The organism is Nocardia cyriacigeorgica (genome assembly GCF_010858045.1).
GTDB classification, from domain to species: Bacteria; Actinomycetota; Actinomycetes; order Mycobacteriales; family Mycobacteriaceae; genus Nocardia; species Nocardia cyriacigeorgica_E.
In genome coordinates, this window is record NZ_JAAGVC010000028.1 from 28000 (window position 1) to 49985 (window position 21986).

The following is a 21986-nucleotide window of genomic DNA, read 5'->3' on the forward strand; positions in this document are numbered from 1 at the left end:
TTCTTCGCCGGGGATGTCGAGAATGTAGGGCGGGCTCCGTCCCAGGGGTACGAGCAGCCGATAACGGCTCGCTCGACGGCACCGACACAGGAGCGCATCGATGGAACAGCACCAGATCACCGACATTCTCGAACGCCCGCTCAGCCGGGAGCTGCTCGCTCGCGATCTGACCAGGCTGGCCTACGTGGCACTCGACGGCACCCCGCGCAATATCCCGATCGGGTTCACCTGGAACGGCACGCAGGTCGTGCTGTGCACCACCACGAACGCTCCGAAACTGCCCGCCCTGCGGCGCAACCCGCAGGTGGCGCTGACCATCGACACCGAGGTGCATCCGCCCAAGCTGCTGCTGATCCGGGGCCGGGCCGAGCTGGACGAGGTCGAGGGCATCCCGGAGGAGTATCTGCAGATGAACGGCAGCTACCAGATGACTCCGGAGCAGCGGACGGTGTGGGAAGCCGAGGTGCGTTCGCTCTACGAGCGGATGGTCCGCATCGTCATCACCCCGACCTGGGTGAAGCTCATCGACTTCGAGACCACCCTGCCCTCGCCGGTCGAGGAGTTGATCCGGCAACGCGACGAACGTCAGCGCGCCTGACCCCAGACCGACATCCCGAGGAGAAGACAATGGCCAAGTACCTGCTGCTCAAGCACTACCGCGGCGCCCCGGCGCCCACCAACGACGTGCCGATGGACCAGTGGACCCCGGACGAAGTCACCGCCCACATTCAGTACATGGAAGATTTCGCCGCCCGGCTCCGATCCACCGGCGAATACGTCGACAGTCAGGCGCTCGCACCCCAGGGCACCTTCGTCCGCTCCGACGGCGAGGGCCGCCCGCCGGTCACCGACGGTCCCTTCGCCGAGACCAAGGACCTGATCGCCGGCTGGATGATGATCGACGTCGACACCTACGAGCGCGCTCTCGAGCTGGCGGCGGAACTGTCGGCGGCGCCCGGCGCCGGCGGCAAGCCGATCCAGGAATGGCTCGAGCTGCGGCCGTTGTTCGCCGCGGCGCCCACCGTCACCGAGTGAACGAGTCGCTGCTGCGGGAGCTGGTGCCCGCGGTGATCGGCGTCCTCGTCCGGCGCGGAGCGGATTTCGGCTCGGCCGAGGACGCCGTGCAGGAGGCGTTGATCCGCGCGCTGGAGAGCTGGCCGCAGGACCCACCGCGCGATCCGAAGGGCTGGCTGGTCGCCGCGGCGTGGCGCAAGTTCCTCGACGCCGCCCGCGCCGAATCCGCGCGGCGGGGAAGGGAACTCGCGGTCGAGTCGGAGCCGCCGCGCGGGCCGGTGCCCGATGCCGACGACTCGCTGTGGCTGTATTTCCTGTGCGCGCACCCGTCGTTGTCGCCGAGTTCGGCCGTCGCGTTGACGTTGCGCGCGGTCGGCGGCCTGACCACCAGGCAGATCGCGAACGCGTATCTGGTGCCCGAAGCGACCATGGCGCAACGGATCAGCCGCGCCAAACGGCGCATCGCCGAGCTGCCGTTGGACCGGCCGGGCGATCCGGCGACCGTGCTGCGGGTGCTGTACCTGGTCTTCAACGAGGGCTACAGCGGTGAACTCGACCTGGCGGCCGAAGCGATCCGCCTCACCCGTCAGCTGGCGGCCACGACCGACGACCCGGAAGTCGCCGGCCTGCTCGCGCTGATGCTGCTGCACCAGGCCCGCCGGGCCTCACGCACCGGGCCGGGCGGGCGGCTGATCCCGCTGGCCGAGCAGGACCGGACCCGTTGGGACACCGGCCTTATCGCCGAAGGCGTGGCGATCCTGCAGGCGGCGCTGGCCCGCGACCGGCTCGGTGAATACCAAGCGCAAGCCGCGATCGCCGCCCTGCACGCGGATGCCCCGAGCGCCGCCGAGACCGACTGGGTGCAGATCGTGGAGTGGTACGACGAGTTGCTGAAGCTCACCGGCAGCCCGGTGGTGCGGCTCAACCGCGCGGTCGCGGTCGGCGAGGCCGACGGAGCGCGCGCCGGGCTTGCGGAATTGCAGCAGGTGGATCCGGACCTGCCCCGCTACCGCGCGGTTCGCGCCTATCTGCTCGAGCGGGCCGGCGATCTCGAGCAGGCCGCCGAGCTGTACGCGGCAGCCGCCCTGGTGGCCTCCAGCGCGCCCGAGCGCGACCATCTGACCCGCGAGGCGGCGCGGGTGCGGCAGTCGCTGCGCTCGTAACCCCGCAGCGCTGGGCGGGTGTGTCCGCTCGACCGTCTCCGTGCCGACTTCGCTGGCGGCCGGTCCCCGGCGTCGTTGGCGGGGCGGGAAAGTTCGGTGGTCTTCCACACGGGCGGGTCGAGTGTTCAGTTATCGATGGCCCATCGTGTGGACGTCGACATCGAGTATCGACCGGGAGGGTTGGCGCCAGGTTGGGTGCGTCCCGGTGAGTGGTATGCGAGCCGCGCGCAGGTCAGGAATGCTTGGCGAGGTAATCGAGGTAGAACGGGCGCAGCGCCTCGGCCAGCTCGCCGTCGCCTGCGTGCACGTAGTCATCGATCAACGGCAGCACCCAGGTGATGTCTGCTTCGCTCTCGCCTGCCTTGCCCGCGGTGGCCTCGGCGGCGGGGATGCGGGTGAGCAGGTTCCACAAGAATTTGATGTCGCCGCGGCGCACGGCCAGCTTGACCGCGCGGTCGTGCAGTTCCTTGGACGACAGCTGCTGGAGATCGTCGGTACCGGCCATAACGCGACTCTAATCCGCCGGCGCGGGAGTGGGGACCCGCGTGTCGAATCCGGCGATCGAGCAACCAGCCCGCAGCCGGCCGCCGAGATCGTGCCGAGGGCGGCGCCACCACCGGAAACGCAGTCTGACCAGCGGTGATAGCTGCCATCGGCGGTGCGTTAACGACGAATTCACCGACACGCCTGCCGTTCCCCGAGCGCGCAACCACCGACAGCCGGTAGCGTCGTGGATGCGAGTCGCGTCGTTGTGGCTCGCGCGGGAGGTCCTGACCGTGACTGAGCCATTCAGTACGAGGGGGCCGGCACCCGGCCCTCGTGGCATCTGACGCCAGCGTCGGATCCCTCAGGACGGACCGGTCCAGCGAGATTGTCTGATGCGGGTGCCGCGCAGACACAAAGGAGCCCACCGTGACTACAACACGCTCCGTTTCCGCCCCATCGGCGAACTCTCGCACCGTGAAGAAAGGCACCAAAACCTTTGTCGTCGACACCTCGGTTCTGCTATCGGATCCCTGGTCGGTCACCCGTTTCGGCGAGCACCACGTGGTGCTCCCGCTGGTGGTGATCAGCGAACTCGAAGGCAAACGGCATCACCATGAGCTCGGCTGGTTCGCCCGTGAGGCGTTGCGCATGCTCGACGATCTGCGGGTGCAGCACGGCAGGCTCGACGAGCCGCTGCCGATCGGCACCGAGGGCGGAACGCTACAGGTGGAGCTGAACCACACCGACCCGACGGTGCTGCCGGTCGGATTCCGCACCGACACCAACGATTCCCGCATCCTGGCCTGCGCGCTCAATCTCGCCGCCGACGGCCACTCCGTGGTGCTGGTTTCGAAGGACATCCCGTTGCGGGTCAAGGCGAGTTCGGTGGGTTTGCGGGCCGATGAGTACCACGCACAGGATGTGGTCACCTCGGGCTGGACCGGCATGGTGGAACTCGATGTCACCACCGACCGGGTGGACGAGCTCTACAGCGAAGGCTCCATCGACCTCGACGAGGCGCGGGAACTGCCCTGCCACACCGGGATCCGGCTGCTCGGTTCCAGCTCCAGCGCACTCGGCCGGGTCACGCCGGACAAGCGGGTGCAGCTGGTGCGTGAGCGTGAGGCGTTCGGCTTGCACGGGCGCTCGGCCGAACAGCGCATCGCCCTGGACCTGCTGCTGGACGAGAGCGTCGGGATCGTCTCGCTCGGTGGGCGAGCGGGCACCGGCAAGTCGGCGCTGGCGCTGACGGCCGGACTGGAAGCGGTGCTGGAGCGGCGCACCCAGCGCAAGGTGGTGGTGTTCCGTCCGCTGTACGCGGTCGGCGGCCAGGATCTGGGCTATCTGCCCGGCACCGAGAGCGAGAAGATGGGGCCGTGGGCCCAGGCCGTCTTCGACACTCTCGACGGGCTGGCCAGCCGCGAGGTCATGGAGGAGGTGCTCAGCCGCGACATGCTGGAAGTGTTGCCGCTCACCCACATTCGTGGGCGCTCGCTGCACGATTCGTTCGTGATCGTCGACGAGGCGCAATCGCTGGAACGCAATGTGCTGCTGACGGTGCTGAGCCGGCTCGGCACCGGGTCGCGGGTGGTGCTCACCCACGACGTCGCCCAGCGCGACAATCTGCGCGTCGGCCGCCACGACGGCGTCGCCGCGGTGATCGAGAAGCTGAAGGGGCATCCGCTGTTCGCGCACGTCACGCTCACCCGCAGTGAGCGGTCGCCGATCGCGGCACTGGTGACGGAGATGCTGGAGGAATACGGGCCCAACGCCTGACGGAGATAGCGACAGACCCCCGGGCCCGCGTGGTCCGGGGGTCTGCCATTTCCGGCCGCGGCTATTCCCGTCCCCCGGGCGTCGAGCCCTGTGAGATAAGCGTCAGGCGTGGCGTCCCCACGTGCGGCGGGTGCGGCATATGGTCGGACTATGAGTGAGCGAAGCGACCAGACCGAGTACCGCATCGAACACGACACCATGGGTGAGGTCCGCGTTCCGGTGGACGCCCTGTGGCGGGCGCAGACCCAGCGGGCCGTGCAGAACTTCCCGATCAGCGGCCGCGGCCTGGAGCGCGCGCAGATCCGGGCGCTGGGGCTGCTCAAGGCCGCGTGCGCGAAGGTGAACCGGGACCTCGGCCTGCTCGAGGCCACCAAGGCCGACGCCATCATCGCCGCCGCCACCGAGATCGCCGAGGGCCGTCACGACGATCAGTTCCCGATCGACGTGTTCCAGACCGGCTCGGGCACCAGCTCCAATATGAACGCCAACGAGGTCATCGCCTCCATCGCCAAGGCGCGCGGGGTCGAGGTGCATCCCAACGACGACGTGAACATGTCGCAGTCGTCCAACGACACCTTCCCGACCGCAACCCATCTGGCCGCGACCGAGGCCGTCATCGCCGATCTGGTGCCCGCCCTGGACCACCTGCGGCTGGCGCTGCTCGACAAGTCCACCGCGTGGAAGACGGTGGTCAAATCGGGCCGCACCCATCTGATGGACGCCGTCCCGGTGACCCTCGGCCAGGAGTTCGGCGGCTACACCCGCCAGGTCGCGGCCGGTATCGACCGGATCATGGCGACGCTGCCCCGGCTGGGTGAGCTGCCCATCGGCGGTACCGCCGTCGGCACCGGGCTCAACGCACCGCAGGGATTCGGCGGGCTGGTCGTCGCGGAACTGGTGCGCAGCACCGGCATCGACGCGTTGCGCGAAGCCGAGGACCACTTCGAGGCACAGGCCGCGCGGGACGGTCTGGTGGAGGCCTCGGGCGCGCTGCGCACCATCGCCGTCAGCTTGACCAAGATCGCCAACGATATCCGCTGGATGGGGTCGGGCCCGCTCACCGGCCTGGCCGAGCTGCAACTGCCCGACCTGCAGCCGGGCAGTTCGATCATGCCTGGCAAGGTGAATCCGGTACTGCCCGAAGCGGTGACCCAGGTCGCCGCGCAGGTGATCGGCAACGATGCCGCCGTCGCGTTCAGCGGGGCGAACGGGCACTTCGAGTTGAACGTCTACATCCCGGTGATGGCCCGCAATCTGCTCGAGTCGATTCGCTTGCTGGCCAACGTGTCCCGGCTGTTCGCCGATCGCTGTGTGAGCGGACTGGTCGCCAACGAGGAGCATCTGCGCACGCTGGCCGAATCCTCGCCATCGATCGTCACGCCGTTGAATTCGGCGATCGGCTACGAGGAGGCGGCCGCGGTCGCCAAGGAAGCGCTGAAGGAGAAGAAGACGATCCGGCAGACGGTGATCGATCGCGGACTCATCGGCGACGAACTCACCGTGGAGGAACTGGATCGCCGCCTGGATGTGCTGGCGATGGCGAAGGTCGACGAGAAGAAGTAGCGCGAGCAGATCCGAAAACGGCCCGTTCGATGACATCGAACGGGCCGTTGCCGTCAATCGGCGGAGATCGTGATGACGTCGCTGACGAAGCTGAGAATTGCTGCTACCAGATCGAGGATCACTGCTCTCACCTTCTTCCGGTTGTGCGGATGTGCGTCGAACCGGTCAACGATATCCGGAATTACCGCTGATCAGCGGGCGAAACGCAGATCGTCAGCCGCGCAGGTGAGCGAGCTCGGCGCGGGCCGCCTCGCCGGCTTCGCCCAGATCGGTGCGGGTGAAGACATTCCAGCGCCGCAGCAGGGGAGCGAAGACCAGCTCGCCCTCCTTGGCCGGGTCGTAGATGCCCGCCTCGGCCAGCACCTCGTCGCTGCTGCGACCGTCGGGCAGGGTGACCGTGGGCACGTGGAAGGCGGCGATGCGATCGGCGACGGCGCGCATGGTCTGATCGGGCACCTGGTTGAAGGCGGCGTCGATCAGGTTGGCGAAGAACACCGACTGCAGTTCGTCATCGACGGCGATGCGCTCGCTGATGGCGGTGACGATCGGGTTCTCGTTCAACGCGGCGGTATTGCGGTGCCGCACCGCCGACGCGGCTTCCTCGAAGGCGCCGTTGGCCAGCACGTCCAGCAGATGCAGCGGCTCACGGCGGAAGCCCTTGGTCATGTGATCCATGCGCAGCCGCTCCAGTTCCACCGGATCGACGGCACGGGTGACCATCAGGTAGTTGCGGATCATGATCTCGTGCCGGTTCTCCTCGGCCGTCCACCGGCCGACCCAGCGCCACCACGCACCCGTGCGCAGGTACTTACCGATCTCCCGGTGGTAGGAGGGCAGATTGTCGGCGATGAGCACGCTGACGGTGAGCGCCAGCTTGGCCACCTCGCTGAGCTCGGACTGGTCCGGCTCCCAGTCGGTGCCGCCGAGGAAGCCGAAGTTGCGCCCGTCGTCCCACGGCACGTAATCGTGCGGCTGCCAGCCGTCGGCCGCCTCGATGTGGCGGCGAAGGTTCAGTTCCACCTCCACCGCGAGCGACTCGAGCAGTTCGCGATCGGTCAAGAGAGTTTGCACCGCACCAACCTAGCCGTTGTGTGGATCACGTGGGGCACTGTGGGGGTATCGCAGTGCGGCCGATCGACGCATTGGTCGAAAAACGTCCCGGCCGGGCGCGCCCGGACAATGCCTGCGCACCCGGCCGAGGTCGATGACTACTTCTCGGTGACGGTGGTCTCGCCGTTCATCCAGGTGATGGTGCCGCCGGTGAACTCGCTCTTCTTGCTGCCGTCGGGCAGGGTTTCCTCATCGGTGACGGGGTAGCCGAGTTTGCCGTTGGCGCCGCCGTTCTCCTCCCAGGTCTCCCGGATGTCGCCCCACACGATGTGGGCGCCGGAATCCTGGCTCCAGTAGATGGTGCCGCCCTCGAAGTCCTGGTAGCGGCCGCCGTTCGGGCCGGTCTCCTCGGGGTCTTCCGGCATGCCGAGCGGGCTGTTCTGGCCGCCGGATTCGAGGTACTTGGAGTAGATGACGCCGGAGACGGTGACCTCGCCGTCCGGGGTGTTGAACTTCGTCTCGCCCGCCGCGCCCGGGGTCTCGGCGCCGGTGGCGGTGGCGGTGCCGCCGGGGGTTTCGCCCGCGGTGCCACCGGGAGTTCCGGTGGCGTCGTGCTCACCGGGGGCATGGGTGGCGGTCGCGGTGCCCTCGCCCATCTGGGCGGTGACACTGCCGATCTTGCTGCCGATCTGATCACTGGTATCGGAATCGTCGCCGCAGCCGGCCACGAGCAGGCCCGATGCGGCGATCGCCATGGTGAATCCGGCGGTACGTCGAGCGAAGTGGTGCATGTCCATCCTCTCGAGAGTGGCCACGCGGGCTCCCGCAACGCTGCGGTGAAGCCACACGCGAACCGGAGCCGACGCTCAGCAAGGACTCGGCGAACGTGGCAACTGTTCGCTTGACCATTACTGAGCTGGTGTCCGCGTGAATATTACCCGGGAGAATGTGAACCAAACGACATGCTGAACAATTGCTGGGCAATGAGTTTCAGGCACGGCAGTGCCAGAACAATGCCGCGGCGCCGCCTTCGGGCGGCGTCGCGGCATCTGTTTCAGGGCGTCATCACGGCAGGGGCGGGTTGGCGTCGTCGTCGCCGTGGAAGTCGACCGAGGAGTACTCGCGCAGCTTCGTCAGGCGGTGGTAGGCGTCGATCATGCGGACGGTGCCGGACTTCGACCGCATGACGATCGACTGGGTGGAGGCGCCGCCGCCGTAGTAGCGCACGCCGCGCAGCAGATCGCCGTCGGTGACGCCGGTGGCGCAGAAGAAGACGTTCTCGCCGGAGACGAGGTCTTCGGTGCTGAGCACGCGGTCCAGATCGTGGCCCGCGTCGATGGCCTTCTGGCGCTCTTCGTCGTCCTTGGGGGCGAGCATGCCCTGCAGTTCGCCGCCCATACAACGCATGGCGGCGGCGGCGATGATGCCTTCGGGGGTGCCGCCGATGCCGACCAGGATGTCGGTGCCCGAATCGGGACGGGCAGCCGCGATGGCGCCGGCGACGTCACCGTCGGAGATGAGGCGGATGCGGGCGCCGGCATCGCGCACCTGCTGGATGAGCTCGGCGTGACGCGGGCGATCCAGGATGCACACGGTGAGGTCGGAGACCGACGAGCTCTTGGCCTTGGCGACCTTGCGGATGTTGTCGGCGATGGGGGCGGTGATGTCGATCACGCCCGCGGCATCGGGGCCGACGGCGATCTTGTGCATGTAGAACACCGCTGACGGGTCGAACATCGCGCCGCGTTCGGCCACCGCGAGCACCGAGATGGCGCCGGGGGAGCCCTTCGACATCAGCGTGGTGCCGTCGATGGGGTCGACGGCGAAGTCGACCTCGGGGCCGTCGCCGTTGCCGACCAGCTCACCGTTGTAGAGCATGGGCGCTTCGTCCTTCTCGCCCTCGCCGATGACCACTGTGCCCTTCATCGACACCGAGCTGACCAGCTGGCGCATGGCATCGACGGCCGCGCCGTCGCCGCCTTCCTTGTCACCGCGGCCGACCCAGCGGCCCGCGGCCATGGCACCTGCCTCGGTGACCCGGACCAGTTCCAGTGCGAGGTTGCGGTCGGGCGCCTCGCGGCGGCTCGGGGCGGGCGAAGATGCCGTCATAGCGGTGTGCCTCCTTGGCTCGTACTTACGCGGGCAATTGTCTCATTCCGCAGGCAGGCGTCCGTGCACACCTGGGCAGGGGCGGGGCCGTACCGGTGTGATCGGCGTCGCGAGTGGATACTGGGAACGTGCCGAACCAAAAGCCACGCATCATGAACGACTACCGGGATCTGGTCTGGTCGCTGATCCCGTTGGCGTTGATCGCCGTGGTTTTCGCCGGGCTGACCAGTCAGTGCAGCTTCGCCGGCGACGGCCCGACGCAGGGCCAGATCCCCAGCTTCGACGCCAAGGCGGCCCTGCAGTCCGACGCCGACAACCTGACCTTCCCGATCCGTGAACCGGCCCTGCCACAGGGCTGGACGCCGAATTCGGGCAGCCGCGACACCATCACCGAGGAGGGCGGCGGCACCGTCAGCACCATCGGCTACATCACGCCCGAGGGCACCTACATGGAGCTGAACCAGAGCAACGCCACCGAGGTCGCGCTCGCCCGGCACATCCTCGGCTCCCGGTACGCCAGCGGCACCCGGGATATCGGCGCCCAGAAATGGGTGGTCTACGACGAGCCCGGCGAGGAGTCGGCCTGGATCGCCGATTTCGGCCAGAGCAGGGTGCTGATCCGCGGGGCGGGTGACGACGCCGCGTTCACCACGTTGGCCGAAGCGGTCAGCACGGCGCAGCCGATGCCGAAAAAGCGGTAACCGGCCGCACCGAGCCACACGCGTCGGCCGAAGGGCAGCGCGCCCGCGCGGCGATCAGCTGTCCTCGCGATGCGTGACGACGTTGACGACGGTGCCGCTGGGATCGCGCACGAAGAACCGGCGCACACCCCACGGTTCGTCGCGCAGCGCGTAGACGATGTCCGCGCCCGCGGCGAGCAGCTGCGCGTGCACGGCGTCGACATCGTCCACCTCGACGCTCATATCCGGTTGTGGCCCTTCGGCTTCCGGGCCCACGAGCACGACCTGCGTGGTCGGATTCGACGGCGAGGCCATGATCACGGCCCAGCCGAGGTCCATCGCCTCGGTGAAGCCGAGTCCCCGGTAGAACGCCCGGCTCGCCGCCATGTCTGCGGTGCGGATATCGGGGGTGGCGCGGCGGATGCTCACTGCTGTTCGCCGTCCACTTCGGCCCGCGAGAGGGCGTCCTCGACGCGTTTGCGGGCACCGGCCAGGTGCTCTTCGCAGCGGTTGGCCAGCGCCTCGCCGCGCTCCCACAGGGCCAGGGATTCGTCGAGGTCCAGGCCGCCCTGTTCGAGCATCTTGACGACGTTGACCAGCTCGTCGCGGGCGCGTTCGTAGCCGAAGGTGGCGATCTCGGCCAGATCGTCGGTCGGCTGATCGGCGGCGGAGTCGGGCAAGGTCGGTCCTCTCGGTGGGTCGGTGGTTCGCGGTGGGCGGGGCCGGGTCCGGCGGTTCGGTCAGCGACCCGGTCCGGACTCGGTGTCCGCGCTGCGGCCGGACTCGGGCGGGACAGCCCTGGTGCCGAGCGCGGTGGTGCCGAGGGCGGCGGCCGAGATGGCGCCGTCGGCGACGCGGATGCGCAGCTGGGTGCCGGCCGGCGCGTCGTCGATGCTGTGCACCACATGCCGTTCGCGGCCGGTGACGCGCTGGACGACGGCGTAGCCGCGGGCCATGGTCGCGGCCGGGCCGACCGCGGTCAGCTTCTCGCGCAGGTGCCGGGTGGCGGTGGATTCCGTGCTGATGAGGTGTTCGGCGCAGCGCCGGGCGGAGGTGCGCAGCCGCTCCACCTCGTCGACCCGATGGCGCAGTTCGCGCAGCGGATCGGCCAGCACGGGCCGGGAACGCAGTTGATCGAGGGCGCGGGTTTCGCGGTCCACCCAGCCCCGAAGGGCGGCGGCCGAGCGGGCGCGCAGCTCACGCACCCCGGCCAGTTCGGCGGCGGCGTCGGGCACGATCCGTTTGGCGGCGTCGGTGGGGGTGGCGGCGCGCACGTCGGCGACCAGGTCGCTGAGTGGGTTGTCCGGTTCGTGCCCGATCGCGCTGACGATCGGCGTGGTCGCGGCGACGATGGCCCGGCACAGCGCCTCGTCGGAGAACGGCAGCAGATCCTCCACGCTGCCGCCGCCACGGGCGAGCACGATCACCTCGACCGCGGGATCACGGTCCAGGTCGCTGAGCGCGGCCATGATCTGCGGCACCGCCGTCGGCCCCTGCACCGCGGTATTGCGGATCTCGAATCGCACGGCGGGCCACCGGGTGCGCGCGACGGTCAGCACATCGTGTTCGGCGGCGCTTGCGCGGCCGGTGATGAGCCCGACGGTGCTGGGCAGGAACGGAATCGGGCGTTTCAGCCGCGGATCGAACAGGCCCTCGGCGGCCAGCAGCGCCTTCAACCGTTCGATCCTGGCCAGCAGTTCGCCCACCCCGACCGCGCGGATCTCGGTGACCCGCAACGACAGCGTGCCGCGGCCGGTGAAGAAGGAGAGCTTGCCGTACACCACCACCCGGCTGCCCTCGTGCAGCGGCACCGGGGAGTTACGGATCAGTGCCGGATCGCAGGTCACCGACAACGACATGTCGGCCGACGGATCGCGCAGCACCAGGAAGGCGGTCCGGGTACCCGGCCGCAGCGAGATCTGGGTGATCTGGCCCTCCACCCAGACGCTGCCGAGCCGCTCGATCCACTGCGCGACCTTGATCGAGACCGAACGCACCGGCCACGGGTTGTCGGCGGAATTGGCGGGCGCGGCGCGTTCGGGCCGGCCGGTGGTGTCCCGGCCGGCCGTCGTCGGCGAGGAGGGTTCGGTCACTGGGCCCGCACGGTGGCGATCCGGTTCGTCAGCATGGTGACGAACGGCGCCCGGGCGCGGGTGCGCTGCTCGTAGTCGAGCAGGGCGGTCAGATCGTCGATGGTCAGCATGCGCAGCCGGGCCCGCAGCTGGGCCAGCGTCATGGTGTCGTAGTCGTAGCGGGTGGCGACCTCCGGTGCGACGACCTCGGCCTGCTCGGTCTCCGGCTGGGTGCTCTCCGCGACCGCCGTGGTCTCACCGGTGGCTTCGGTCTCACCGGCGGGCGCTTCGGCCTCGCGCGGTTCCTCGGCTTCGCGCTGCGCCCCGGTGGCCGACTCGCGCAGCGGGCTGACCGTGGCCGCATGTCCGTTGCGTCCGGCCTTCGCACCCGCCAGCGTCTCGGTGATGAGGAACTCGGCCAGCTCGGCATCGCTGCCGAAGCTGTCGAAACTGCTGGTCCTGGCCCGGCCGAAGGCGGTGCCGGAGGGCTGGGCCTCGTCCTCGTCGAAGGTGGCCCAGGCGGGCTGTTCGACGGCGCGGTTGGACAGGCGATCGAAGACGACGTCGCCCTTGAGCGCCAGACTGGTGACGAACTGCTGGACGTGCATGGTGGTCTGCAGCAGCTGACTTATCGCGGTGATCGGGAAATTCACCGCCGCCGTCGGCAGCCGTCGAGTCTCCTCGATGGCGTAGACGGCGGCACCAGCGGCTACGCGGGCCAGAAACGGTGGTCGGAACATGGTCCTAGCCTGCCCGAAATGGCGGGATGTGCAAAAGGGGGCCGGGTGTTCGCGTGTTATCTCGCTCGCATCCGAGCGGGTGATCGCCATAGCGCGCACGTATCCTGTGGGCATGTCCTCGGCAATACCGTTGAATGTCGGAATCGCCCGCTCTGTCCGCTCCGACGGCGTGGGAGGTGCCGACGGCGACAAGCGCGTGCTGCTGGCCGAGCCCCGCGGTTACTGCGCCGGTGTGGATCGCGCGGTGGAAACCGTGGAAAAGGCGCTCGACAAGCATGGCGCCCCCATTTACGTCCGCAAGGAGATCGTGCACAACCGGCACGTGGTGGAGACCCTGCGCGAGCGCGGAGTCATCTTCGTCGACGAGACCGACGAAGTGCCCGAAGGCGCGCTGCTGGTGTTCTCCGCGCACGGCGTCTCCCCGGCGGTGCACAGCTCCGCCGCCGCCCGCAATCTGCGCACCATCGACGCCACCTGCCCGCTGGTCACCAAGGTGCATCAGGAAGCCAAGCGCTTCGCCCGCGACGACTACGACATCCTGCTGATCGGTCACGAAGGCCACGAAGAGGTCGAGGGCACCGCCGGTGAGGCGCCCGACCACGTGCAGCTGGTCGACGGGCCCGACGCGGTCGACAAGGTCAGCGTGCGCGACGAGTCCAAGGTGATCTGGCTGTCGCAGACCACGCTGAGCGTCGACGAGACCATGGAGACGGTGTCGCGGCTGCGTGAGCGTTTCCCCGGCTTGCAGGATCCGCCCAGCGACGACATCTGCTACGCCACCCAGAACCGTCAGGTGGCGGTCAAGGCGATGGCCCCGGAATGCGATCTGGTGATCGTGGTCGGCTCCCGCAATTCGTCGAACTCGGTGCGGCTGGTCGAGGTCGCGCTCGGCGCCGGCGCCAAGGCCGCCTACCTGGTGGATTACGCGCGTGAGGTGGATCCGGCCTGGCTGGAGGGTGTGCGGACGATCGGCATCACCTCCGGCGCCTCGGTGCCCGAGATCCTGGTGCGCGGGGTGCTCGACATGCTGGAAGAGCACGGCTTCGCCGATGTGCAGCCGGTGACCACGGCCAACGAGACGCTGGTGTTCGCCCTGCCGCGGGAGTTGCGCGAGTCGCGTCGCTGAATCAGGGCGAGAGCGTCGCTGTCAGCCGTGCAAGTTGACACTTACCCGGGGTAAGTGAGGAAGCTCTTTCGGTGAGAGGAGCTCCACCCGTGGCGGGGTGGTCGCCGCGCTGGGCCTTGCCTGCGGGGCTTGGCCTGCCGTCGGGGCTCAGCGGCTGTCTGGTCCCCGGCGTTCGATACGGCCCGATTCCCGATCCCGGTAGCGCACCGTCGGCTGGGGCAGCGGTGGGGGTTCGGTGCGCCGCCGGGCGGCACCGCGGACGGGTTCCATATCCGGACGCGGCGCCGGTGCAGGCCGGGCCGCGTCACGCGGGCGGCCTTCCCGCGAGCGGGCGGCGGCCGCGAGCCGGGGCGGGTTCTCGGCCACCGGCGGCGGACGGCGCTTGCCCTGCCGCCGCGGACGCGAGGCGGGCTCGGGGGCATCGTTGTAGTCGTCGGTGGCGCGCCTGCCGCGATTGCGCGCCGCGCCCGCCAGTGACTGCGAACCCTTCTTCGGCTGCGCGCTCTTCCTGCCGCCGCGCGGCCGCTCCTGCACGGCGCTGCGTCCCCAACTGGTGCCACGCCGGGCCTGCGACTCGGCCGCCGTGGCGCGTTCGGCGCGATTCAGCGCGATCCGCGCGCCGCCGACACACAGCACGATCACCGTGGCCAGCACCATGGTGGGGAAGCGGTGCACCAGCGGCATGGCCAGGTTGAGCAGGATGTCCTTGATCGAGGTCGAGGGCTTTCCGAGTAGCTGCTGATAGGCCAGCGGCACCGCGACGAACAGCAGCAGCGGTGGCAGCACCATGGTGGTGAACAGGCCGCGGAACCGCACCGCGAGCACGGCCGCGACGCAACCGATGACGTAGAACACGGTGAACGAGCCGGTCAGCTCGGTGCCGTCACCGAGGGCATCGATCAGGAAGCCCAGAAACGTGCAGGCAACCGCGATCAGGACCGCCGCACCGGCCGGGACGCCCGGCACCGACGGCAGGATCGAACGTTGCGGCGCGGGCACCCGGGTACGCACTCGTTGGGAAGCAGCCACGTAGAGAACACTATCTGCCGACGCGCCGGTCGGTGTCATGGCAGGGCCGGTCGGGTGATGCCGGTTGCACCCGTCGCCGCCCGCCCGGGCCGCCGTCTTCGTGGCGACCGTCACATTCGCGCCGGTCGCGCGCCCGGCGGGTATCCGACACTCGGCGCCCTCTGATTGAAGTGTGTCGGTGGGTTGCCATACGGTTCGCGGCATGCGAATCCTGCACACGTCGGACTGGCATATCGGCCGTACCTTTCACGGGGTCGATCTGCTCGGCGACCAGGAGTACGCGCTGAGCGCCGTCGCGGAGCTGGTGGCGGAGGAATCGGTCGATGTCGTCGTGGTCCCCGGTGACGTCTACGACCGCTCCATTCCCAGCGCGGACGCGATCGCGGTGTGCAATCGCGGATTCGAAGCCATCCGGGCCGCGGGCGCGCGCATCGTCGCCACCTCGGGCAATCACGATTCCCCGGCCCGGCTCGGTGCCGGTGCCAGTTTCGCGGCGGCCGGCGGGCTGTACCTGCGCACCACCGTCGCCGACGCGCACCGGCCGGTGCTGTTGCCGGATGAGCACGGCGAGGTCGCCTTCTACGGCATCCCGTATCTGGAGCCGGAGATCACTCGCGCCGAACTGGGTGTGCCGCAGGCGCGTTCGCATGCCGAGATCCTGGCTGCGGCGATGGGGCGCATCCGCGACGATATCGCGGCCAGGCCGGCAGCACGCACGGTCGTGCTCGCGCACGCGTTCGTCGTCGGCGGCGAGGCCACCGGGTCGGAGCGGTCGATTTCGGTGGGCGGGGTGGAGACGGTGCCGCTGGGCGAGTTCGACGGCATCGACTATGTGGCGCTCGGTCATCTGCATTCGCCGCAGACGCTGTCGGAGTCGGTGCGCTATTCCGGTTCGCCGCTGCCGTACTCGTTCGGGGAGAGCTCGCATCGTAAAGCGGTCTGGATCGTCGACCTGGACGCGCACGGGCTCAGTGCGGTGCGCCGGCGGGAGATGCCGGTGGTGCGCGGGCTGAGCCGGCTGGTCGGCACTCTCGACGAATTGCTGAACGGCGCCGAATTCGGCCGGGCCCGCGAGGACTACGTGTCGGCCACCCTCACCGATCACGCGCGCCCCATCGACGCCATGCGCAAGCTGCGCGAGCGGTTCCCGTACGCAGTGCACGTGGAATGGGAGCGCCCACAGGGCGATCCGCAACTGCGTTACCGCGAACGCGTGCACGGCCGTCGCGACACCGAGGTGGCGCGCAGTTTCCTCACCGATGTACGTGGCGAACCCACCGACTCCGAGATGCGGTGGCTGGAACGGGCCATCGCGGCGGCCACCAGGGAACCGGAGGCGGAGACGGCCGTTGCCGCGGGCATGCAGGGCGCCACGGAACTCACGGCATGAGGCTGCACCGGCTCGAGATCACCGCGTTCGGCCCGTTCGCCGACACCACCGTCGTCGACTTCGACACTCTCGGCGCGGACGGCCTGTTCCTGTTGCACGGGCATACCGGTGCCGGAAAAACCACCGTGCTGGACGCCATCGCCTTCGCGCTCTACGGCCGGGTGCCGGGCGCCCGCAATGACAGCAAACGCCTGCATTCCGATCACGCCTCACCGCAGACCCCGCCGAAGGTGTTGCTGGAAGCCACGCTGGGCGGGCGGCGGGTGCGGCTGATCCGCAGCCCCGAATTCGAGCGGCCCAAACGGCGCGGCACCGGAACCTCGATCGAGAAGGCCAAGGCCACCCTGGAATGGCTGGACGGCCACGGCGCCAACCTGTCCCGCATCCCCGATATCGGCGAGGAGGTCAAACGGCTGCTCGGGATGAGCGCCGAACAGTTCTTCCAGGTGGTGCTGCTGCCGCAGGGTGACTTCGCGCGGTTCCTGCGCGCGGAGAACGAAGAGCGGGAAAAGCTGCTCGAGAAGCTCTTCGACACCGAACGATTCGGCACCGCCGAACACTGGCTGGCCGAACGCCGACGCGCCTCCGACGCCGAACTCGCCGCCCGCACCCGCGGGGTGGACAACCTGATCGTGCAGGTCGGCGTCACCGCCGGGATCAGTGCCACCGAAACCGTCGGCCCGCTCGAGGCCGTCGACTGGGCCGAGGATCTGCTCGACACCGCCCGCGCCGAACTGGCCACCGCCACCACCGAACTCGAACGCAGGCGCGAGGAACACGCGCACGCCGATGCGGCCGCCCAACACCAACGCAGGCTCGCCGACACCCACCGCCGCCTGCTGGCCGCTCGCCGCCAACTCGACGCCTACGCCGCCACCGCCGAAGACCGCGCCGCCCGCCGCGCCGAGCTGGAAGCCGCGCGCCGCGCCGAACCCGTCGCCGCGGCGTTGGACGATGCGCGCACGGCCGTGACGCGCGCACGGCGATATGACGATGAAACCGACCGGGCCGCAATGCGATTGGCGCAGTTGCTCGGTGAGCCGGGTAGTGCTGATCTGCCAGGTCGGGAGCTGCTTGGCGGGTCGGGTAGTACGGGCCTACCGGATGCGGAGCTGCGCGGCGACGGTGGAACAGGCGCTTCGGGGATCGCGGCCGACTCGGCCGTGGCAGGGCCGGACCGCCTCGGCGACGTCGATGGTGCGATTCGGCAGTGGAGTGCGCGGATCGGTGTGCTGGACGAGGTGGGGTCGGCTGCGGCGGCGGCCGAGCAGCTGACGGGGGAGATCGCCGCGCTGCGAGCCGAGGAGGCCGAACTGGCGCGGCGGCTCGTGCGGATCACCGAGCGGCGGGAAGCGATTCCGGGGGCGATCACGGCGGCGCAGGCGCGGGCCAGAAAGTCTGCCGACGCGGCCGCCATGCTGCCCGCGCTGGCCGCCGACTGTGAGCGGTTGCAGGGCGCCGCGACCGCCGCGGTCGCGCTGGCCGAGCGGCGGCGGGATCTCGATCGCGCGCGGGTGGATGCCGAGACCGCCCGCGCCGCGCACAATGACGCCAAGGAACGCGTCCTGGATCTGCGCGAACGGCGGCTCGCGGGGATGGCGGCCGAACTGGCCGGGCAGCTCACCGACGGACACCCGTGCGCGGTCTGCGGTTCGGCCGAACATCCGGACCCGGCGCAACCGGCCGAGAGCGCGGTATCCAAGGACGCAGAAGAGGCGGCGAGCGCCGAGGAACGCGCGGCCGAAGCGGCCCGGGACAAGGTGCTGGCCCGGATCGCCGAGCTGGAACGTGAGATCGAGGGCCTGACCGCCCGCGGCGGTGACGCCGACCCGGTCGAGCTCGCCGCCGCCCTGCGCACCGCCGCCCTGCGCTACGAAGATGCCGGCGAACTCGCCGACCAGAGCGCCACTGCCACCGCGGAACTCGACCGGCTGCGCGCGGAGGAAGCCGACCTGCACGATCAACTCCGGGCGGCCGAAACCCGCCGCGGCACCATCACCTCGACCATCGCCGCCGCCGAAGCCCGCCTCTCCGAACTCAGCGCACGCGTGCGCGAGGCCGCGGGCGCCGATACCACCATCGACCGCCGCCGCGCCCGGCTCGACTCCCTGATCGCCGCGGCCACCGCCTACCGCGCCGCCGAAACGGCGGCCGCCAGCGCCTGGCAACAGGTCCGGGCGATCGCGGAGCGGGTGGAAAACCTGGCGCGGTCGGCAGGATTCGCGCTCGAGCCGGGCGAGACACCGGGCGAAGCTACGGCCACCGCGACGCCTACGCCCGCCGTGCGTGATTCCGGCAGTTCCGAGCTGCCGCCGAACCCGGTACCCGATGCGCCGCTGCGGACTCGGCGCTCCGACCCTGATGGAGTCGACTTCGATCCCGAGCCGGTACCGCCACCGGCATCGTGGGTTCCACAGGTGGTCGGCAGCGCCCCGACAGGTGCAGGGCCCGATGCCGAGCCCGCATTGTTCGACCTTCCAGCAGCTGCCGCAGTGGTTCCGGACGCATCCGAGCCGACCTTGTTCGATCTGCCGCCCGTTGCTGCGGAAACCGGTGGCGCCGTAAATTCGAGCGGCAGCGACGGCCAGCGCACGGGCGGCGACAGTGATCCGCAGACCACCGCACCGGAACCTGCTCCCGAACCGATGACGCCGGCGCAGCTCATCGCACTGCTCACCGCGTACGCGCGCCGAATCGAACACGTGATTCTCCAGCCGCGCCGCCAACAGGAGATCGAGCAGCAGCTCGAATCCGCCGAGCGGGCGAAGGCAGCGGCCGAGGCGGTGCTGGCCGAACCCGAAGTGCGCGCCGCAGCCGATACCGAACCCGGCGATCCGACCGCACTGGACGCGGCGGTGGCCGAGGCGCGCCGCGCGCTCGATATCGCTGTCGCCGCACACTCCGCGGCGAGCACCCGCGTCGCCAAGCTCGAGGAACTCAGCGGCCAGCTCTGGGCGGCGGTCGACCACATCGCTCCCGCCCAGCGCGCGCACGAGGAACTGTCCGCGCTCGCCGATGTGGTGGCCGGGCGCGGCGCCAACAACCGGCGAATGTCGTTGCGCTCCTATGTACTCGCCGCACGGCTGGAGGAGGTGGCGCTGGCGGGTTCGGCCCGTTTGCGCCGGATGTCGGGCGGCCGTTACGAATTCGTGCACACCGACCGGGCCGGCACGCACGGTCGCCGCGGCGGTCTCGGCCTCGATATCCGTGACGACTACACCGGCGCCATCCGCCCGGCCAAAACCCTCTCCGGCGGTGAAACCTTCATGGCCTCACTCGCCCTCGCCCTCGGCCTGGCCGACACCGTAGCGGCCGAAACCGGCGGCATCGTCTTGGACACCCTGTTCATCGACGAAGGTTTCGGCAGCCTGGACGCCGACACCCTGGATGCGGTGATGGGCGTCCTCGACGATCTGCGCGCGGGCGGCCGAGTGGTCGGCCTGGTCAGCCACGTCGACGAGATGCGCCAGCGCATCCCCAGCCGCCTGCACGTCATCCGCGGCCGCGCGGGTTCCCGATTGCAGGCGACGGTGGCGTGAGCCGCTCATCCGTCCCGAAGCCCGAGCCGATCGTGCAGTCGGCGTAACGGTCGTGGCGCCCACCAATTCCACCGGCCGAGCAAGCGCATGACCGCCGGCGTGAGCAGCCCGCGGACCAGTGTGGCGTCGACGAGAGCAGCCAGCGCGAGACCTGCTCCGAGCAGTTTGAGCAGGCTCAGCTGCGAGGTGGCCATCGCCGCCAGCACCACCGCCACGATGAGGGCGGCGGTGGAGATCAGCGCGCCGGTGCGCTGCATCCCGAACGCGACCGCCTCGGTGTTGTCGCCGGTGCGCAGGAATTCTTCGCGGATTCGGGAGAGCAGGAACAGGCTGTAATCCATCGCGAGCCCGAACGCGATGCAGAACATCAGGATCGGGACGGTCACTTCCAGCCGTCCGGTGTGGACGAAATCGCCGACCAGCCATTTCAGATGCCCGTCCTGGAACACGTACACCATGGCGCCGAAGGACGCGGTCAAGCTGAGTGCGTTCAGCACGATCTGCTTCACCGGCAGCACCACGCTGCCGGTGAACAGGAACACCAGCACCAGCATGCTCGCCACGATGACCAATGCCGCGCGGGGGATTCGGCTGATCAGCATGTCCTGCGTATCGGCAAGCATGGCGGCATCACCGCCGATCAGCGCGGTGCCCGGCGCGTCGACGGCCCGCAGGGCCCGGACATGGTCGGCGCCGGCCGAGGAGTTCGGCTCGACACCGGCCGTCACCGACAACCAGTTCGCGCCCTCGGACCGATAGATCGCCGACAATGGTCCTGGCCCCGCGATCGCGGCGCCATCGGCGAACGATCCCACCGCGCTGTCGACGCGGGCAGAACCGGGTACCGCCGATAGTGTGCGTGCGTACTCGGCCACGGCGTGTGCTTCGCCGGTGGCGTCCACCTCGGGCAGCACGATCGAGATCGGCGCCGAGGTCGTCGCCGCGAAGTGCTGACGCACTGTCTCGCCCGCCAGCACGACCGGGTTCTCCGGCGGCAGGACGCGATCGTCGAGCAGCGCGAAACTCGCTCCTGCGAACGGAAACGCGGCCACCAGAAGCGCGGCCGTCACCGCGGTCGCGACCGAGATCGGCCGCCGCATCACCCGATGCGAAAGCCGATGCCAGACCCGCGACCCGGCTGCCTTCGCGCGCAGCCCGCGCAGCGGATCCCAGCGGTCGATGCGCGGGCCGAGCACCGTGAGCAGCGGCGGCACCAGCAGCAGTGAGGTCAGCGCCGACAGGCCGACGACCGCCATCCCCGCGTAGGCCAGCGAACGCAGGAAATAGATCGGGAACACCAGTAGCGCGGCGAACGACAGCAACACCGTCACCGCGGAGAACACGACGGTGCGGCCCGCCGAGCGCACCATGGCGACGATCGCCGCCGACGGTGTCCGGCCTGCGCGCAGTTCCTCGCGGAACCGGGTCACCAGGAACAGGCTGTAGTCGACCGCGAGCCCGAAGCCCAATGCCGTGGTGATGTTCAACGCGAAAATCGATACCGGCGTCGCTTCGGCGATCAGCCGCAGCACCGCCAGGCTCGTCACCACCGCGACCCCGCCGACGAGCACCGGCAGCACGGCCGCGGTGAACGATCCGAACGCGAACAGCAGGATCAACAGCGTCAGGGGAGCCGCGATGAGCTCGGCGCGGGTGAGGTCGGCCGCGGATTGTCGCTCGACCGCGTCGTTGACCGGCGCCAGGCCGGTGGCGCGCACGCGCAGTGGTTCCCAGTCGGTGACGAATTCCGGTATGAGCTGGTGCGCGGTCCGGTTGACGGTGTCCTCATCGCCCGCCAGCCGCACCAGCACCAGGGCGACGCTGCCGTCGGGGGAGCGCAGCGGCGGCTCCGCCGCGTCGCCGAGCGTCCAATAGGACAGGGCGTAGACGACTTCCGGTCGTTCGGCGAGCCGCTGGGTCAGCGCGCGACCGGCCGCGGTCGCCGCGGCGCTGCCTACCCCGCCCTCGGCCTCGGCTACCAGTATCAGGTTGGGCGATCCGGCGCCGAAGCGATCGGCGAGTATCGCGTCGGCGCGCACCGATTCGAAGCTGTCGTCGACATAGCCGCCGGTGGAGAGCCGATCGGTGACGCCGGCCCCGGCGAGCGCGGCGAGCAGGGTGATCAGCCCGACCGCGGCCAGGGTGAGCCGATGCCTGGCGATCAGAGTTCGGGCCAGCGCGGCGAGCGGGCCGCGCGGGGAGTCGTCCTCGGCGGCAGGTGAGCGTTCTGTCCGTGCGGTTGTGGTCAC

19 protein-coding genes are annotated in these 21986 nt (G+C 69.7%); 9 read left to right on the forward strand and 10 right to left on the reverse strand.

The genetic code is table 11. The features are described 5' to 3' along the window. Positions 1 to 100 precede the first annotated feature (100 nt). The 3 genes from GV790_RS20855 to GV790_RS20865 are packed head-to-tail and all read left to right on the forward strand — an operon-like array spanning position 101 to position 2177. On the forward strand, positions 101 to 598 hold the full coding sequence (locus tag GV790_RS20855; RefSeq protein ID WP_163815134.1) for a pyridoxamine 5'-phosphate oxidase family protein: 498 nt from the start codon (positions 101 to 103) through the stop codon (positions 596 to 598). 29 nt (positions 599 to 627) lie between these two features. After that, positions 628 to 1035, forward strand: a complete 408-nt coding sequence (locus GV790_RS20860; RefSeq protein WP_163815136.1) for a YciI family protein — start codon at positions 628 to 630, stop codon at positions 1033 to 1035. Beyond that, the gene (locus tag GV790_RS20865) at positions 1032 to 2177 is read left to right on the forward strand and encodes an RNA polymerase sigma factor (RefSeq protein WP_163815138.1); all 1146 of its coding nucleotides are present in this window, start codon (positions 1032 to 1034) and stop codon (positions 2175 to 2177) included. Before GV790_RS20860 ends, GV790_RS20865 begins: the two co-directional genes overlap by 4 nt. A gap of 232 nt (positions 2178 to 2409) precedes the next feature. On the opposite strand, the gene GV790_RS20870 is transcribed toward GV790_RS20865, so the two are convergent. Then, positions 2410 to 2682 (reverse strand): hypothetical protein, encoded by a 273-nt coding sequence (locus GV790_RS20870; RefSeq protein ID WP_163815140.1) that lies wholly within the window; start codon positions 2680 to 2682, stop codon positions 2410 to 2412. A 407-nt stretch (positions 2683 to 3089) separates the two neighbouring features. Here GV790_RS20870 and GV790_RS20875 point away from each other — a divergent pair, with 407 nt between their 5' ends. Further along, complete coding sequence (locus tag GV790_RS20875; protein ID WP_163815142.1) at positions 3090 to 4439, forward strand: PhoH family protein; 1350 nt, start codon at positions 3090 to 3092, stop codon at positions 4437 to 4439. Between the two features lie 150 nt (positions 4440 to 4589). After that, the gene (locus GV790_RS20880; RefSeq protein WP_163815144.1) at positions 4590 to 6002 is read left to right on the forward strand and encodes a class II fumarate hydratase; all 1413 of its coding nucleotides are present in this window, start codon (positions 4590 to 4592) and stop codon (positions 6000 to 6002) included. 213 nt (positions 6003 to 6215) lie between these two features. On the opposite strand, the gene GV790_RS20885 is transcribed toward GV790_RS20880, so the two are convergent. The 3 genes from GV790_RS20885 to glpX all read right to left on the reverse strand — a co-directional run bounded on the left by GV790_RS20885 (position 6216) and on the right by glpX (position 9161). Next, on the reverse strand, positions 6216 to 7073 hold the full coding sequence (locus tag GV790_RS20885) for an acyl-ACP desaturase (RefSeq protein WP_163815146.1): 858 nt from the start codon (positions 7071 to 7073) through the stop codon (positions 6216 to 6218). Between the two features lie 137 nt (positions 7074 to 7210). After that, positions 7211 to 7867, reverse strand: coding sequence for an LGFP repeat-containing protein (locus GV790_RS20890; RefSeq protein ID WP_280498794.1), 657 nt, complete (start codon positions 7865 to 7867; stop codon positions 7211 to 7213). A gap of 250 nt (positions 7868 to 8117) precedes the next feature. Beyond that, positions 8118 to 9161, reverse strand: coding sequence for a class II fructose-bisphosphatase (glpX, locus tag GV790_RS20895; protein WP_163815148.1), 1044 nt, complete (start codon positions 9159 to 9161; stop codon positions 8118 to 8120). Positions 9162 to 9289: 128 nt separating this feature from the next. Between glpX and GV790_RS20900 the strand changes: the two genes are divergently transcribed. Next, positions 9290 to 9862, forward strand: coding sequence for a DUF4245 domain-containing protein (locus GV790_RS20900; protein ID WP_175585964.1), 573 nt, complete (start codon positions 9290 to 9292; stop codon positions 9860 to 9862). Between the two features lie 54 nt (positions 9863 to 9916). On the opposite strand, the gene GV790_RS20905 is transcribed toward GV790_RS20900, so the two are convergent. The 4 genes from GV790_RS20905 to GV790_RS20920 are packed head-to-tail and all read right to left on the reverse strand — an operon-like array spanning position 9917 to position 12653. Beyond that, positions 9917 to 10270 carry a VOC family protein gene (locus GV790_RS20905; RefSeq protein ID WP_163815150.1) on the reverse strand — a complete coding sequence of 118 codons (354 nt, stop codon included), beginning with the start codon at positions 10268 to 10270 and terminating at the stop codon, positions 9917 to 9919. Further along, on the reverse strand, positions 10267 to 10521 hold the full coding sequence (locus GV790_RS20910; protein ID WP_138457264.1) for an exodeoxyribonuclease VII small subunit: 255 nt from the start codon (positions 10519 to 10521) through the stop codon (positions 10267 to 10269). Before GV790_RS20910 ends, GV790_RS20905 begins: the two co-directional genes overlap by 4 nt. A gap of 60 nt (positions 10522 to 10581) precedes the next feature. After that, positions 10582 to 11934, reverse strand: a complete 1353-nt coding sequence (xseA, locus tag GV790_RS20915) for an exodeoxyribonuclease VII large subunit (RefSeq protein WP_163815152.1) — start codon at positions 11932 to 11934, stop codon at positions 10582 to 10584. Beyond that, positions 11931 to 12653, reverse strand: a complete 723-nt coding sequence (locus GV790_RS20920) for a lipid droplet-associated protein (RefSeq protein ID WP_163815154.1) — start codon at positions 12651 to 12653, stop codon at positions 11931 to 11933. Before GV790_RS20920 ends, xseA begins: the two co-directional genes overlap by 4 nt. Positions 12654 to 12765: 112 nt before the next feature. Between GV790_RS20920 and GV790_RS20925 the strand changes: the two genes are divergently transcribed. Further along, positions 12766 to 13779 carry a 4-hydroxy-3-methylbut-2-enyl diphosphate reductase gene (locus tag GV790_RS20925; RefSeq protein ID WP_163815156.1) on the forward strand — a complete coding sequence of 338 codons (1014 nt, stop codon included), beginning with the start codon at positions 12766 to 12768 and terminating at the stop codon, positions 13777 to 13779. A 147-nt stretch (positions 13780 to 13926) separates the two neighbouring features. Here the strand turns inward: GV790_RS20925 and GV790_RS20930 are convergent, their stop codons facing one another. Next, positions 13927 to 14808 (reverse strand): DUF6542 domain-containing protein, encoded by an 882-nt coding sequence (locus tag GV790_RS20930; protein ID WP_309139020.1) that lies wholly within the window; start codon positions 14806 to 14808, stop codon positions 13927 to 13929. A gap of 202 nt (positions 14809 to 15010) precedes the next feature. Between GV790_RS20930 and GV790_RS20935 the strand changes: the two genes are divergently transcribed. Both GV790_RS20935 and GV790_RS20940 read left to right on the forward strand, forming a co-directional pair. After that, complete coding sequence (locus tag GV790_RS20935; protein WP_163815158.1) at positions 15011 to 16198, forward strand: exonuclease SbcCD subunit D; 1188 nt, start codon at positions 15011 to 15013, stop codon at positions 16196 to 16198. Further along, entirely contained in the window at positions 16195 to 19737 is a 3543-nt protein-coding gene (locus tag GV790_RS20940) for an AAA family ATPase (RefSeq protein WP_163815161.1), read from the forward strand. Before GV790_RS20935 ends, GV790_RS20940 begins: the two co-directional genes overlap by 4 nt. A gap of 5 nt (positions 19738 to 19742) precedes the next feature. On the opposite strand, the gene GV790_RS20945 is transcribed toward GV790_RS20940, so the two are convergent. Next, positions 19743 to 21986 (reverse strand): MMPL family transporter, encoded by a 2244-nt coding sequence (locus GV790_RS20945; protein WP_218586449.1) that lies wholly within the window; start codon positions 21984 to 21986, stop codon positions 19743 to 19745.